Annotated in this window: 12 protein-coding genes and 1 other RNA gene; 10 read left to right on the forward strand and 3 right to left on the reverse strand. The window is 44.5% G+C overall.

Features of this window, described 5'->3' with window-relative positions; genetic code table 11:
- Positions 1-436 precede the first annotated feature (436 nt).
- The 3 genes from ACED25_RS07405 (at position 437) to ACED25_RS07415 (ending at position 5,147) form a co-directional block, all read left to right on the forward strand.
- The gene (locus ACED25_RS07405) at positions 437-1,555 is read left to right on the forward strand and encodes an efflux RND transporter periplasmic adaptor subunit (protein ID WP_371694997.1); all 1,119 of its coding nucleotides are present in this window, start codon (positions 437-439) and stop codon (positions 1,553-1,555) included.
- Positions 1,555-4,668, forward strand: a complete 3,114-nt coding sequence (gene vexH / locus ACED25_RS07410) for a vibriobactin export RND transporter permease subunit VexH (RefSeq protein ID WP_371694998.1) — start codon at positions 1,555-1,557, stop codon at positions 4,666-4,668. The genes ACED25_RS07405 and vexH overlap by 1 nt, the downstream gene beginning before the upstream one ends.
- Positions 4,669-4,826: 158 nt before the next feature.
- Entirely contained in the window at positions 4,827-5,147 is a 321-nt protein-coding gene (locus ACED25_RS07415; RefSeq protein WP_004736423.1) for a DUF1244 domain-containing protein, read from the forward strand.
- A 91-nt stretch (positions 5,148-5,238) separates the two neighbouring features.
- On the opposite strand, the gene ACED25_RS07420 is transcribed toward ACED25_RS07415, so the two are convergent.
- Positions 5,239-6,306 carry a PLP-dependent cysteine synthase family protein gene (locus ACED25_RS07420; RefSeq protein ID WP_371694999.1) on the reverse strand — a complete coding sequence of 356 codons (1,068 nt, stop codon included), beginning with the start codon at positions 6,304-6,306 and terminating at the stop codon, positions 5,239-5,241.
- Between the two features lie 147 nt (positions 6,307-6,453).
- Here ACED25_RS07420 and ACED25_RS07425 point away from each other — a divergent pair, with 147 nt between their 5' ends.
- Both ACED25_RS07425 and ACED25_RS07430 read left to right on the forward strand, forming a co-directional pair.
- Complete coding sequence (locus ACED25_RS07425) at positions 6,454-6,909, forward strand: Lrp/AsnC family transcriptional regulator (protein ID WP_009847256.1); 456 nt, start codon at positions 6,454-6,456, stop codon at positions 6,907-6,909.
- 89 nt (positions 6,910-6,998) lie between these two features.
- Positions 6,999-7,664: a hypothetical protein gene (locus ACED25_RS07430; RefSeq protein ID WP_371695000.1), complete on the forward strand. Its 666-nt coding sequence runs from the start codon at positions 6,999-7,001 to the stop codon at positions 7,662-7,664.
- A gap of 140 nt (positions 7,665-7,804) precedes the next feature.
- On the opposite strand, the gene tesB is transcribed toward ACED25_RS07430, so the two are convergent.
- Positions 7,805-8,665, reverse strand: a complete 861-nt coding sequence (tesB, locus tag ACED25_RS07435) for an acyl-CoA thioesterase II (protein WP_012604483.1) — start codon at positions 8,663-8,665, stop codon at positions 7,805-7,807.
- Between the two features lie 168 nt (positions 8,666-8,833).
- Here tesB and ACED25_RS07440 point away from each other — a divergent pair, with 168 nt between their 5' ends.
- Positions 8,834-9,274: a YbaY family lipoprotein gene (locus ACED25_RS07440; protein WP_009847253.1), complete on the forward strand. Its 441-nt coding sequence runs from the start codon at positions 8,834-8,836 to the stop codon at positions 9,272-9,274.
- 76 nt (positions 9,275-9,350) lie between these two features.
- Here the strand turns inward: ACED25_RS07440 and ACED25_RS07445 are convergent, their stop codons facing one another.
- Positions 9,351-9,653 (reverse strand): MGMT family protein, encoded by a 303-nt coding sequence (locus tag ACED25_RS07445; protein ID WP_009847252.1) that lies wholly within the window; start codon positions 9,651-9,653, stop codon positions 9,351-9,353.
- Between the two features lie 51 nt (positions 9,654-9,704).
- On the opposite strand from ACED25_RS07445, the gene ACED25_RS07450 reads away from it, so the two are divergent.
- The 4 genes from ACED25_RS07450 to ACED25_RS07465 all read left to right on the forward strand — a co-directional run bounded on the left by ACED25_RS07450 (position 9,705) and on the right by ACED25_RS07465 (position 14,738).
- Entirely contained in the window at positions 9,705-10,448 is a 744-nt protein-coding gene (locus ACED25_RS07450) for a hypothetical protein (protein WP_009847251.1), read from the forward strand.
- 196 nt (positions 10,449-10,644) lie between these two features.
- Positions 10,645-10,741, forward strand: an RNA gene (gene ffs / locus ACED25_RS07455) — signal recognition particle sRNA small type.
- A gap of 250 nt (positions 10,742-10,991) precedes the next feature.
- Positions 10,992-13,439, forward strand: a complete 2,448-nt coding sequence (gene hsdR / locus ACED25_RS07460) for an EcoAI/FtnUII family type I restriction enzme subunit R (protein ID WP_371695001.1) — start codon at positions 10,992-10,994, stop codon at positions 13,437-13,439.
- A gap of 309 nt (positions 13,440-13,748) precedes the next feature.
- A complete protein-coding gene (locus tag ACED25_RS07465) occupies positions 13,749-14,738 on the forward strand; it encodes an Abi family protein (protein WP_371695002.1) in 990 nt (329 codons plus the stop codon).
- Positions 14,739-14,743 lie beyond the last annotated feature (5 nt).

The raw sequence follows: 14,743 nt of genomic DNA on the forward strand, positions 1-14,743 counted from the left end.
GCCGGCAGATTTACAGTCTGCTCCCTTTGGCCACTCGGGAACCCCTCCAGGGTGTTTTTCCTAACTCATAATGGATAGGCTAAAGAGATGTTTTTCCCAACGCATCTCTCAAGTGCGGAGCGCATCATAGCAAACACGTTAAACCTGTAAAGGGTTTTTCTTATGGTTTTGTGTTAAATGCTGCCTTTTTGGGCAAAGATGGCGAAAAGTACGCATATTGCTCGTGAAGTGAACATCTGTATTAAGATTTACGTACTGATAGGTAACACCTTGAGGTAATTAGCTTTCTGTATCGTGTTTGGTTCGTGTCATTCGTCATGAAACGTCAATTGAATTTAACTTAGATTTACACTTCTTGACGTTACAGCATTCATCAGTTGATAGAATACGGTTAATTTCATTTATAGATATTAAATCTCACTTGCAGACCATTATTATGAAGCATAAATCTGTTTTAACCCTGCTTAGCTTGTCTATCATTATGGCGTCTCCAGCCGCACTAGCGAAACGTATGGGCCCTAGCACGGTCACTGTTGTTACCGAGCAAGTTGATATTCACCAAGTTAGCCAGTCTCTTTCTTTGGTCGGTAAGTTAGAAGCCGAGCAATCTGTAATGATCACTTCTGAAGTGGCTGGCAGAGTGAACTCTATTAACATCAAAGCCAATCAAGATGTCACCAAAGGGCAGATGTTGGTTCAACTCGATGACGACAAAGCAAAAGCAGCAGTTGCAGAAGCACAAGCATATTTAAAAGATGAAAAGCGTAAGCTTGCAGAATTTCAACGACTAGTGAAACGTAACGCGATCACTCAAACTGAAATTGACGCTCAGAAAACTAACGTAGAGATCGCCAATGCTCGCCTAGCTGCCGCTAATGCCAACCTGAAAGATCTACATATCAGTGCACCTTTCTCTGGTACGGTCGGTTTTATCGACTTTAGCCGCGGCAAAATGGTGACATCGGGTACAGAGCTCGTGACGTTAGATGACTTGTCTGTGATGCAGTTAGATCTTCAGATTCCTGAGCGCTACCTTTCTAAACTGTCTAAAGGTATGACAGTAACGGCTCGCACCAGTGCGTGGGGCGATACTCAGTTCACGGGTACTGTGGTGGGTATTGATTCTCGCATTAACGCCGAAACTTTGAACCTTCGAGTCCGAATTCACTTCGATAACAACAATGATTACCTAAAACCGGGCATGTTAGTGGCGGCTGATATGGACTTCCCACCAGTAGAAGCCCCAATAATTCCAGTTCAAGCGCTTGAGTATTCAGGCACTAAGCGTTTCGTTTATGTTATTGGCGAAGATAACAAAGCGACTCGTACTGAAGTATTCCTCGGGGCTCGTCTTGATAACGAAGTCGTGATCGAAAAAGGTATCGAGATTGGTCAGAAGATCGTAGTGCAAGGTATCGTGAACATGCGTGACGGTGTTTTGGTTCAAGAGCTTGCCGTCAATCGCCCGGCTAAACTTGACGGCGATACAGCTAATCTTGATGGCAACAAAGCTAAACTTGAAGAAAATACAGCAGCACAAGAAGGCGCTAACTAATGTTGTTATCTGATGTTTCTGTGAAGAGACCAGTAGCGGCTGTTGTATTGAGCCTGCTTTTGGTTGTGTTTGGTATTGTCTCTTTCAATAAGCTCGCAGTTCGTGAAATGCCCGATATTGAAAGCCCGGTGGTATCGATCAGTACTCGTTATGAAGGTGCATCTGCCACCATCATTGAAAGCCAAATTACCTCCAACCTTGAAGACCAGTTATCCGGCATCAGTGGGATCGATGAAATCGAATCTACGACACGAAACGGATCGTCACGAATCACCATCACCTTTGAACTTGGTTATGACCTCAATACCGGTGTCAGTGATGTGCGTGATGCGGTAGCGCGTGCTCAGCGTTCGTTGCCAGATGAAGCCGATGACCCGATTGTTTACAAAAACAATGGTAGTGGTGAAGCGTCGGTTTACATCAATTTAAGCTCAACTGAGATGGATCGAACGCAGTTAACCGACTACACCGAACGTGTGTTGATTGACCGCTTTAGTTTGATCTCTGGTGTGAGCTCGGTGGATATTTCTGGCGGTTTGTACAAAGTCATGTACGTGAAGCTGAAACCCGCGTTAATGGCGGGTCGTGGTGTTACCGCCTCTGATATTACACAAGCCCTACGTAACGAGAACATTGAAAGCCCGGGTGGCGAAGTGCGTAACGATGCGATTGTGATGTCGGTTCGTACTGCTCGTTCATATACTGAAGCCAAAGATTTCGAATACCTAGTGGTGAAACGTGCCTCTGATAACACACCTATCTACTTGAAAGATGTGGCGGATGTTTACATTGGCGCAGAAAACGAGAACTCGACTTTTAAGAGTGACGGCGTTGTTAACGTCAGTATGGGCATTGTGCCTCAGTCTGATGCCAACCCACTTGAGGTGGCTGACTTAGTCCATAAAGAAGTCGAAGCGATTCAAAAGTTCTTGCCTGACGGAACTCGCTTGGCTGTCGACTATGACTCCACTGTCTTTATCGACCGTTCGATCTCAGAGGTTTACAGCACACTCTTTATTACGGGTGGTTTGGTTATCCTCGTGCTTTACGTCTTCATTGGCCAAGCGCGTGCAACGCTGATTCCAGCCGTGACGGTTCCTGTGTCGCTAATCTCGTCGTTTATTGCAGCGTACTACTTTGGCTTCTCTATCAACCTCATCACCTTGATGGCACTTATCCTGTCTATCGGTTTGGTGGTCGATGATGCGATTGTGGTGGTTGAGAATATTTTCCACCACATTGAACGTGGTGAATCACCATTGCTTGCGGCTTATAAAGGGACACGTGAAGTAGGCTTTGCGGTAATCGCAACCACGCTAGTACTGGTCATGGTGTTCCTACCAATCTCGTTTATGGACGGTATGGTAGGCCTTCTGTTTACAGAGTTCTCGGTACTTTTGGCGATGTCGGTGATCTTCTCATCTGTCATAGCATTAACCTTGACGCCGGTTCTGGGCAGCAAGATCTTAAAAGCGAACGTGAAACCTAATCGCTTCAATCAATTTGTTGAACGTGTGTTTGGTAAGTTAGAATCTGGATACAAATCGGTATTGCGCCGTGCTCTAAACTGGCGTTGGGCAGCTCCAATTATCATTATTGCGTGTATGGGCGGTAGTTATGGTTTGATGCAACAAGTGCCGTCGCAACTGACGCCACAAGAAGACCGTGGTGTTATCTTTGCGTTTGTTCGTGGTGCCGATGCAACCAGTTACAACCGTATGTCTGCCAACATGGACATCGTTGAAGAACGCCTAATGCCGCTGCTTGGTCAAGGATTCTTAAAGTCATTCAGCATTCAATCGCCAGCATTTGGTGGTAATGCGGGCGACCAAACGGGCTTCGTTATCATGATCCTGGAAGATTGGGACGAACGTGAAGAGACAGCACAACAAGCCTTGGGTGAGGTGCGTAAGTCTTTAGCGGGTATTCCTGATGTGCGTGTGTTCCCGTTCATGCCAGGCTTCCGTGGTGGTTCGAGTGAGCCTGTGCAATTTGTACTGGGTGGCTCTGATTACTCTGAGCTTCAGAAATGGGGCGAACTGTTAAAGCAAGCCGCTGAAGACTCTCCAATGATGGAAGGTGCGGACATCGATTACTCTGAGAAAACACCAGAGCTGTTGGTAACCGTAGATAAGCAACGTGCAGCCGAGCTAGGTGTGAGTGTTTCGGATATTTCAGACACATTAGAAATCATGCTGGGCGGTAAGAGTGAAACGACGTTCGTTGAACGTGGTGAAGAGTACGACGTTTACCTGCGTGGCGATGAGAACAGCTTTAACAATGCGAATGACTTAAGCCAAATCTACATGCGAACTCAGTCTGGTGAATTGGTGACACTCGATACTCTAACGCATATTGAAGAAGTAGCGTCTTCGATTCGTTTGTCGCACTACAACAAGCAGAAGTCGGTGACCATCAAAGCGAACCTAATGGAAGGTTACACGCTGGGCGATGCTTTGGATTTCCTTGATGAACAAGCGATTGAGCAGCTACCGGGTGATATTTCAGTAAGCTACTCAGGCGAGTCTAAAGATTTTAAAGAAAACCAATCGAGTATCTTAGTGGTGTTCGCGCTAGCGATGTTGGTCGCGTACTTGGTATTGGCTGCGCAATTTGAGAGCTTCATCAACCCGCTGGTGGTGATGTTCACCGTACCTATGGGTATCTTTGGTGGCTTCTTAGGCTTGGTGTTGATGAGTCAAGGTCTCAACGTATACAGCCAGATTGGTATGATTATGTTGATCGGTATGGTAACCAAAAACGGTATCTTGATCGTAGAGTTTGCTAACCAACTTCGTGACCGTGGCATTGAGTTTGAAAAGGCGATCATTGATGCTTCGGCTCGACGTTTACGTCCAATCTTGATGACGGCGTTCACCACACTAGCCGGTGCAATCCCATTGATTACTTCAACGGGCGCAGGCTATGAAAGCCGAGTAGCAGTGGGTACGGTTATCTTCTTCGGTATGGGCTTTGCAACTTTGGTTACTCTGTTCGTAATCCCTGCGATGTATCGACTGATTTCCGGCTCAACACGCTCTCCGGGTCACGTGGAAGCGGAGCTTAATAAAGAACTCAGCCATGATAACGTGGGAAGAAGCAGTCACGGTTGATGAACACGCACGGCCAATGAACACGTACGCTTAATGAGCACGGAATAGTGTAACAATATTGAAAAGCCTGCGTTTGCTCCTAGCGAATTGCAGGCTTTTTTTGTATAACACACAGAGCTCAATGAATTAGTACAATAAATCGAATAAAGGAAAGTAAAGTGGCTGAATTTAAATACAAAGATCTTTCTCAAGAAGAACAAGATAAGCTAGATGCAGCAACCTTTCGTCGTCTGCTAGCACACTTAGACAATAATAAGGATGTGCAGAACATCGACCTTATGATCTTGGCGGGCTTCTGCCGTAACTGTTTCAGCAAGTGGTATAAAGCGGAAGCTGAGCAACAAGGCCTAGACTTGGATATCGATGACGCTCGTGAGCGCGTATATGGCATGACTTACGATGAGTGGAAACAAAATCACCAACCAAAAGCGACACCTGAGCAACTAGCGGCGTTTGAAGCGAAGCAGAAGCCAGAATAATTTGTTCTCGCTAGAAATTGATGAATAGAATAAACCAAAAAAGAGCCCATCAAGGGCTCTTTTCTATTTCGAACTATCGGTTTATATGAACTTAAGCCAGTTCACCCGTTTGCGAGAAAGCTTCTAGCTTCGCTGCATAAGGTTGTAGGTCACCGATATTCAGATTTACCCACTCGTCATTGAAGTAAGTGTCTAGGTAACGTTCACCGCTATCACATAGCAAAGTCACGATAGCCCCTGTTTCTCCACGCGCTTTCATCTCACTGGCTAGCTGAAGCACGCCGTACATGTTAGTACCGGTTGATGCGCCAACCTTGCGACCAAGAATGTCAGATAACCAATGTGTCGTTGCTATACTTGCTGCGTCTGGGATTTTACGCATTTCGTCAACCACACCAGGAATGAAGCTTGGCTCTGCTCGTGGGCGACCAATGCCTTCAATCTTGCTGAATGTACTGCCTTTCACGTTCGCATTGCCTGTTTGGAAGTATTCGTGGAATACAGAGTTCTCAGGGTCGACAACACAAAGCTTAGTTTCATGCTGTTGGTAGCGAATGAAGCGGCCGATAGTTGCAGACGTACCGCCAGTACCTGGGCTCATTACTACCCACGCTGGAACTGGGTGATCTTCCATCTGCATTTGATTGAAAATGGAGTTCGCGATGTTGTTGTTACCACGCCAGTCGGTTGCGCGCTCAGCGTAGGTAAATTGGTCCATGTAGTGACCATTCAGTTCTTCTGCTAAACGACGAGACTCATCGTAAATTTCATCTGAGCGGTCAACAAGATGCGCTTGGCCGCCGTAGAATTCAATCTGCTCAATCTTCTTCTTCGCTGTGCATTTCGGCATTACCGCAATAAACGGCAGGCCAAGTAGGCGAGCGAAGTACGCTTCAGATACTGCAGTACTGCCTGATGAAGATTCAATGATCGTTGTTTCTGGGCCAACCCAACCGTTACAGATAGCGTATAAGAATAGAGAACGCGCTAAACGGTGTTTCAAAGAGCCTGTAGGGTGTGTGCTTTCATCTTTAAGGTAAACATCAATGCCTTCGATACTTGGTAGATCGAGCTTGATAAGGTGCGTATCCGCTGAGCGTTGGTAGTCCGCTTCAATTTTACGAATCGCGTTGTTAATCCATTGATGGTCAGTGCACATAAGCGTTCTCCTGATCGAGTGTAGGAATTCTTTGTAATTGGTATGCTTCCAATTTAGCTAGAATTTGAGAGAAAAACTTTGCCATATTTGCTTTGTTTTGCTTAAATTGTAGAAAATTATTCTCTTTAAATTCGATTTGGTGAAAGTGTGATAGATGCCGTAGATAAAAAAATATTAAGGCTGTTACAAGAAGACAGCACATTGTCATTGAACGACATTTCAGAAGCGGTCAATCTCACCACAACACCTTGTTGGAAAAGGCTTAAACGCCTCGAAGAAAACGGCATTATTGAAAAAAAAGTGGCGTTATTGAACCCTGAAAAGCTCGAACTTGCTTTTACCGCGTTCGTATTGGTGAAAACCAGTGATCATTCTCATGAGTGGTATGGTCGTTTTGTAAACACCGTATCGGAATTTCCAGAAGTGATGGAGTTTTATCGTATGGCTGGCGAATATGATTATATGATGAAGGTTCAGGTGAAAGACATGAAGTGCTTTGATGATTTCTACAAGCGCTTGGTGAATAGCATTGATGGTATCTCTAATGTGACCTCGACGTTTGCGATGGAGCCATTGAAGTACACAACGGCATTGCCTCTATAAGCTGCACCTAGCTAAACGTTAACTATCGTTTCAGTTTAGATATATTCTCAGTTTAGATCTCGCCTCTGCGATAAAGAAAAGGAATATTCATGTTTGCAAAAGTATCTACTGCTATCCAATTGGTGCTGGCCGTTGCCATTTTTTATTTGGGTTACACCATCTATTCGTTTACCAATAAAGTCGGTGAAATCGTTGATACTTATCCGCAGGTGATCGAAGATTTATCCGGTCTTACCAAAGGGCTAAAAGTAGAAGAGCTATTAGCGTTTGCTGAACATGTTAATGAGCTTGCTCCTCAGGTGTTAGATACCGTTGAAGACGTTAGAAAGACCGTCGAAAAAGTGAATCAAACCGTTTCATCGGTCGATAATAAAATCCCTGCGATATTAGATGAAGTTAAAAATGTCCGAACGGAAGTCGGGCAGGTAAGAACCGATGTCATCCCGCCAACATTGACTGAATTAAAACGATACCGTGTCGATGTGATGCCACCGATGCTCGCTGAAAGTAAATCTTACCGCGAACAAACTATCCCCACTGTTGTTGCCGAATCTGAAATGCTACGAGCGGAAGTACCGGGTATTTTGGTACAAGCGAATTTGCTGGCAGATAAAAGTAAAGAGTTAGCTCAGGGCGCCGCAGAGGGCGCTGTGAAAGGTGTGGTGCTATCACCATTTAACCTTCTGCGAGATGCCGGAGATGGCATCAAAACACGAGTACAGAGCGAGTTTGAGCCTACGCTAGAAGCGGAATAGATTTTAGTCACTCTTAAGTGACGGATTTTCGTTAGTGTTATAAAAAAGAGAGGCTAGGTATTAAACCTAGCCTCTCTTTTTGTTTGCTCGTACATATTTGGGGCTTTTAAAACAGCGCTTGATCGCTATTTATTTGATCGCTATTTAGTAAAGCGCATCACACCTTCTTGTACTGCTGTCGCTACTAGCTCACCTTTCTGATTAAAAATTTCGCCGCGCACTAGGCCACGAGTGTTCGCTGCCGTTGGGCTTTCAATCGCATAAAGCAACCATTCATCCATCTTGAATGGGCGGTGGAACCAGATTGAGTGGTCAATCGTCGCCACTTGGAAGTTCGGCGTCATGATAGAAACTTCATGAGGGTGAAGTGCTGTTACCAAGAACCCCCAATCCGATGCGTAAGCAAGCAGGTATTGGTGAATCAATTGGTTGTCTGGCATCGCGCCATTTGCTCTCACCCAAAGGTATTGTTTTGGGTCGGCTTTCTTAGGGTTAAGCGGGTTCACTATTGTCACAGGGCGCATCTCAATTGGCTTTTCACCACAGAAGGTTTTACGCAGTTTCTCTGGTAGGAACTCCGCAATGTGGCTCGCTAACTCGGTTTCAGATGCAAAATTTTCTGGCCCGGGGATGTTTGGCATTTCGTTCTGGTGTTCAAAGCCGGGTGCATCACCATGATAAGAAGCCGTGAGATAGAAAATAGGGCGGCCATTTTGAATCGCTTTCACACGGCGTGTACTAAAGCTGCGTCCATCTCTTAGGTTTTCAACATCGTAAATAATCGGTTTTTCAGGGTCGCCGGGAAATAGAAAGTAACTGTGGAACGAGTGAACACTGCGGTCGTCTTGAACAGTGTAACGAGCCGCAGATAGCGCTTGCCCCAATACTTGACCGCCGTATACCTGTGGCAGACCTAGGTTCTCACTTTGCCCGCGGAACAGGCCTTCCTCTAGTTTCTCTAGCTGAAGTAAATTGAGTAATTCATTTAAAGGTTGACTCATCGCCAGCATGCCTCTTGGTAAAATAGGTGTCAGATTATGGTGTTAATCATTCAGCTTAGTCAGATATCTGTCAATAAATCATAGGGTTTCAAGACAGAATATGAAAGCTCTCTTATAATTGGTGAGTAGATTTGCCGAGTCCGGCAAACATGTTGAGAGAAATTGAATATGAAAAAGGCTCTAATTCTTATTACGTCTTTAGTATCGTTTGGCCTACTTGTGGGTTGCCAAGCAACATCAGAAACCAGTGCTTCTCAGGAAGTGGTTGCAGAGAACACTCAAGTGATTTCAGGAACAGTAAGCTACCGTGAAAGAATTGCATTGCCAGAGAATGCAGTAGTGACTGTTACGCTAGAAGACATCTCACTGGCTGACGCACCATCGACCGTTATCGCGACTCAAGAGTTCACCACAGACGGTAAGCAAGTACCGTTTGCATTCGAGCTGAGCTACGACAACAACAAGATTAAAGCTAACCACCGTTACAACATGCGCGCAACGATTCACGTTGACGGCAAATTACGTTTCACTACTGACACCATTAAGTCAGTGATTACTGACGTAGAAAACACGCAACAAGCAGACCTACGTTTGGTTGGTGTCCGTTAATTCGAAATCGATGCCACTGTTAAGGCATCTTGATTAAGCTTAATTTAGTCAGTTGAATAGACGATTAGTGGCAGCTCTAGGGCTGCCATTTATATATTCTGAGTTTAACTTTTCCCGCGTCACTCACTTCAATCCCTTCTTCTTGCAAATGCTTTTTCTGACGATCAAAGGAATCCCCTTTCAAAGAGATCTCACCTTTACTATTGATCACCCGATACCAAGGCAGTTTGCTTCCTTCTGGTAGGTTACCCAGCGCTTTACCCACATGGCGCGCATAACCCGGAAATCCTGAAAAACGTGCGATGTCTCCATAAGTTGTTACTTTCCCATATGGAATTTGGTGAATCACAGCAAAGATTTGGGGCAAAAATTGGTCCATACTAAATGTTCCTAGTTCATTAATACCACGGATCGGTAGAAGGAGAGGGCTATGGTATTTTCAACGTTTCAGTTCTTGATCACCACATTATTAGCGGTTGTTTGCGCGAGAGCAATCAGTTTAAGTGAGGGAGATATCCCAGTACTTGCAATGGTCATTCCTGCATTATGGATTCTACCGCAGGGCGGTATCGCAGGTTTAGCTTTGCTTGCTGCCATGACCACTTACGGTCTAACCCTTCCTTTGCAACCCATCACGCTCTCTGTCAGTGTATGGGTGTTATTCCCACTATTGATGGTGGTCTTTTCAAAACGCAGCAGTTTGTCGGTCGTGATTATTTCTGGCTTGATCGTCGCAACGCTACAAGTCGGGATCATGGTGACGCAATCCGCAGGAAAGCTTGATGGCGTTCCGTGGGTTACCACGCTGCAAACCTTGTCGATCATCGTGATTTGGTGGGCGGCAAATCATCTTAAACCAGCCAGTCGACACAGCTGGTGGTCATTAGGCTTAATACTTCCATTATGGATGGCCGATTTACCTTATGCCGCTTTGGTTGCTTTGTGTGTCACGGGTATCATGGCATCGATGGAAACACTGACGCGCTTGAAAACTTTCCGTTGGAATAAGCTGTTGTGTTGGACATTGCCAACAGTCGGTTTTGCGGCTTTGGTGATAACCCCAAGTATCGAAGTGCCTAGTCCCGTTTTTGTGGTGTGGTTATGTTTGTTGGGCACCGCTTGGATGACAGACTACATCCTTCGCACCGAAGATAATGAAGACATCGATATTTAGCTCTTCTGTAACCAAACCTTTCAACTGCAGGTAAATGGCGAATTTACCTGCGATTTACGAATGGGTTGAATAAAGGATAAGCACTTAGAACGCAATTGTTCAAAAATAGGGTGGAAGGGCTTGCAATGGTTGCTGCGATGCTTAATAATCCAATCACTCTTTGAGGCAAGCCTCTTAGAAAAAGAATCTATGGAGGCTCTGGTCCTCCCGCAACACTAACTTGTGAACTCGGTCAGGCCTGGAAGGGAGCAGCCGCAGCAGGCGACGTGTGTGCCGGGATGTGGCTGGGGCTTCCACCCATTAAAAAAGCCGCTCTTAATGAGCGGCTTTTTGCTATCTGCAGTTTACATTTTTCTTACCCAAGAACGTTTCATTTTCCCCAATTGCTCAGGTTTCTAAGTTTATAGAGAGCTACGCTTAGGTGTTTTTAAACAAAGAGTTATCGCAATCTCACTTAATCACATCATGAATAATGCGCACTCGGATTTATATTGGCTTTACGATATACTGATTGGCTAATGAGTATCTCTACGAGTAACCCGAATGGTCAGCAGTATTAATAAAGCCAAGTTATCTGAAACCGACATCATTACCAAATTCATACTTCCTGCGATTAAAGAGGCAGGGTGGGATGATATGACTCAGATTCGCCAAGAAGTGAAACTGCGCGATGGTAAAGTGATTGTTCGAGGCCAAGCTGCTGCTCGTCAGAAAGTAAAATCAGCTGACATCGTCCTTTATCATAAGCCGAGTATGCCGCTTGCGGTGGTTGAAGCAAAAGCCAATAAACATGAAGTTGGTAAAGGTATGCAGCAAGGCATGGACTATGCAAACTTGCTTGAAGTGCCATTTATTTTTGCTTCGAATGGTGATGGTTTTATTTTCCACGATAAAACCAACCCAACTCAACTTGAAACGGAAATTCGTTTAGAGGATTTCCCAACACCTCAGCAGTTGTGGGAAAAGTATTGTGCTTGGAAAGGGTATAAAGAAGAACATCTGCCAATTATCACCCAAGATTACTATGATGATGGCAGCGGTAAATCACCGCGTTACTACCAGCTTCAAGCTATCAATAAAACAGTAGAGGCCGTTGCTGCTGGCCAAGACAGAGCCTTACTGGTCATGGCGACGGGTACCGGTAAAACCTACACAGCATTCCAGATCATTTGGCGTCTTTGGAAAGCCAAAGCCAAGAAGCGAATTCTATTCTTAGCAGATAGAAATATTCTTGTCGATCAAACCAAAACGAATGACTTTCAGCCTTTTGGTACGGCAATGACCAAGATTACAGGTCGCAAAGTCGATCCTGCTTTTGAGGTTCATCTAGCTCTTTATCAAGCGCTTACTGGGCCAGAAGAAGAACAAAAAGCCTACAAGCAAGTAGACCCTAACTTCTTTGACTTAATCATCATTGACGAGTGCCACCGTGGAAGTGCTTCAGAAGACAGCGCTTGGCGTGAAATTCTTGAATACTTTAGCAGTGCGACTCAAGTTGGTTTAACGGCAACACCAAAAGAGACCGATGAAGTTTCTAACATCGAGTACTTTGGCGACCCAATTTATACCTACTCTCTTAAAGAAGGTATTGAGGATGGCTTCTTAGCCCCTTATAAGGTCGTTCGTGTCGATATTGATGTGGATGTTCAAGGTTGGCGACCAACCAAAGGGCAAACTGACAAAAATGGCGAAGTGATTGAAGACCGAATCTACAACCAAAAAGATTTTGATCGCACTATGGTTATTGATGAGCGTACAGAGCTTGTCGCACAAACCATCACCAACTATCTGAAACGCACCGATCCAATGGCAAAAACCATCGTGTTCTGTAACGATATCGATCATGCAGATCGCATGCGCCGTGCGTTAGTAAACCTGAACCCAGAACAGGTTAAGAAGAACGACAAATACGTAATGAAAATTACGGGTGATGACGAAATTGGTAAAGCTCAGTTAGATAACTTTATTAATCCCAAGAAAAAATACCCAGTAATAGCCACTACTTCTGAACTGATGAGCACAGGGGTTGATGCAAAAACCTGTAAGCTAGTGGTGCTTGATCAAGGTATTCAATCGATGACCAAATTTAAACAAATCATTGGTCGTGGTACTCGTATTGATGATCGCTACGGCAAGCTTTGGTTCACCATCTTAGATTTCAAAAAAGCGACTGAACTGTTTGCTGATGAACGCTTTGATGGAACTCCTGAACGCGTGAAGGTGACGACTCCAGAGCAGTTCGAAGATGAAGACGATTTAGATGACATCATCGACGGCGTTGATGATGTCGATGCTGATAACCCGTTCGGTGATGAAGACATTGACCCTGATTCAATTCAAGAGCCAGAGGCTACCTATGGCGAAGATTTTGGAAACTCCCCTGAAAGTACAGGCGGTGCAGACGATTGGGATGATGAGAATCGAGTTCGCAAATTCCATGTGAATGGAGTTCCAGTAAAAGCGCTCGCTGAACGTGTCCAATATTATGATTCAGACGGTAAGCTTGCAACCGAGTCATTTAAAGACTACACCCGAAAAACCATGGTGAAACAGTTCTCCTCTTTAGATGAGTTCACCAAGCGTTGGAACGAATCTGACCGCAAGCAAGCCATTATCGATGAGCTAGCCGAAGCAGGTATTCTATGGGAAGCACTAGAAGACGAAGTGGGTAAAGACATGGACCCATTCGATATGATTTGTCATGTCGTTTACGATCAACCTGCTTTAACTCGTAAAGAGCGCGCCGATAACGTGAAGAAGCGTAACTACTTCACTAAATATGGTGATACCGCCCAGCAGGTACTGAACAACCTTCTTGATAAGTATGCTGACGGTGGCGTTACAGAAGTCGAAAATATTACTGTACTTAAAGTCGCTCCTTTTAATGAAATCGGAAGTATGAAAGAAATCATTAATAATGGCTTTGGTGGGAAACCGCAATACCTTGAGGCGGTACACGATTTAGAAATGGCTATTTACCAATCAGCGTAATATACGTCACAATTATTTAAATACCCAAAATGCACAATATGTAGCGACTAAGTTTTTCTCTATGCTGATATGTGGTGTTTTATGGAGTGTATTGGTGTTTTGATTTTGTTTTCCCGTCATCACTTTTGTTGACTAGGTCGCGATTATCAATAATACTCCATCGCAATAGTGCCCAGTCCCCTGTTTTTGAAGTTATCTTAAGAGATAACTTTGAGATCAAGGCTGGGCGTTCTCGTTTTTGGAAGCTAAGAAATTAACGCTCAAGGACTAAAGCCCAAGAAACTAAAGCCAAAGGAACTAAGGATAGTAATGGAGCTCATCCCACCTAAAGAATTTAAACATTATGAAGAACTTGTTGATACGTTATCTCAACGAGGGATGATTATCGGTGATGATGAGCGAGCTAAGCGTAAGTTAGCTCAAGTTGGTTACTACCGTTTGAGTGGTTTTTGGTATCCAGCAAGACAGATAGAGCGAGATGATCAAGGTACTGTGATTGAATGTCCTCATCTAAAGCGCCCCAAACGACTTAATGAGTTTTTACCCGAGACGAGTTTTGATGATGTATTTAGCCTCTATTTGTTAGATAAAAAACTCCGTATCGCTATGCTCGATGGATTAGAGCGCATTGAAGTTTTTGTACGTAGTGTGATTGCTCATGAGCTTGGCCGTGGCAAGCGCAAACAGGCAGGGACCGGGCTCGACATTCCAGAACCACTAGCGTGGAAAGACCCTGAATACATCAATGGTAAGTTCTTAAAAAAGCGTGGTCATAAACCAAGTTTGTGGGAGGAGTGGCAAAGTAAACACAGTAAATTAATAGAACGAAGCCGTGAAGATTGTATTGTGTGGCACAAGCGTAATAATAAAGAAATGCCATTTTGGGTTGTGATTGAAGCATGGGATTTTGGAACCATGTCAAAGTACTACGGTATGTTAAATGATAAATACCGCCAAAGAATCTGTGCTCGTTTAGGGATCTCTGATAAAAGAGAAACGGGTGTATTACAAGCATGGCTAATGGAAATGAACATCCTTCGTAATCGATGTGCCCACCATACTCGAATTTGGAATCAGCAATCGTCAAAAGTGCTCGCTTTACCTTCACATGAAAAATTTGATGATATTCGAGACAATCACAATACACTGACTCGTTTATATGGGGTTATTCGTGCCATGTGGTTTCTAATTGAGCAGATAGGCCCAAGTTCATGTTGGATGAAAGAAGTTGAGTCCCTAATTAACGCCTTACCTACAGTCCCTGGCTGCCATAAATCTTCAATTGGACTCCCTTCTTAATCCAT

It is taken from the genome of Vibrio sp. 1F263 (genome assembly GCF_041439035.1).
Lineage (GTDB): Bacteria > Pseudomonadota > Gammaproteobacteria > Enterobacterales > Vibrionaceae > Vibrio > Vibrio tasmaniensis_A.

Bases quoted from the DNA above. Each gene is read 5' to 3' on its own strand.
- ACED25_RS07445 (WP_009847252.1), bottom strand. From the start codon at position 9,653: ATGGACCAATTTTTGCCCCAAATCTTTGCTGTGATTCACCAAATTCCA.
- ACED25_RS07405 (WP_371694997.1), top strand. From the start codon at position 437: ATGAAGCATAAATCTGTTTTAACCCTGCTTAGCTTGTCTATCATTATG.
- ACED25_RS07465 (WP_371695002.1), top strand. From the start codon at position 13,749: ATGGAGCTCATCCCACCTAAAGAATTTAAACATTATGAAGAACTTGTT.
- ACED25_RS07450 (WP_009847251.1), top strand. From the start codon at position 9,705: ATGGTATTTTCAACGTTTCAGTTCTTGATCACCACATTATTAGCGGTT.
- ACED25_RS07430 (WP_371695000.1), top strand. From the start codon at position 6,999: ATGTTTGCAAAAGTATCTACTGCTATCCAATTGGTGCTGGCCGTTGCC.
- hsdR (WP_371695001.1), top strand. From the start codon at position 10,992: ATGGTCAGCAGTATTAATAAAGCCAAGTTATCTGAAACCGACATCATT.
- tesB (WP_012604483.1), bottom strand. From the start codon at position 8,665: ATGAGTCAACCTTTAAATGAATTACTCAATTTACTTCAGCTAGAGAAA.
- ACED25_RS07420 (WP_371694999.1), bottom strand. From the start codon at position 6,306: ATGTGCACTGACCATCAATGGATTAACAACGCGATTCGTAAAATTGAA.
- vexH (WP_371694998.1), top strand. From the start codon at position 1,555: ATGTTGTTATCTGATGTTTCTGTGAAGAGACCAGTAGCGGCTGTTGTA.
- ACED25_RS07440 (WP_009847253.1), top strand. From the start codon at position 8,834: ATGAAAAAGGCTCTAATTCTTATTACGTCTTTAGTATCGTTTGGCCTA.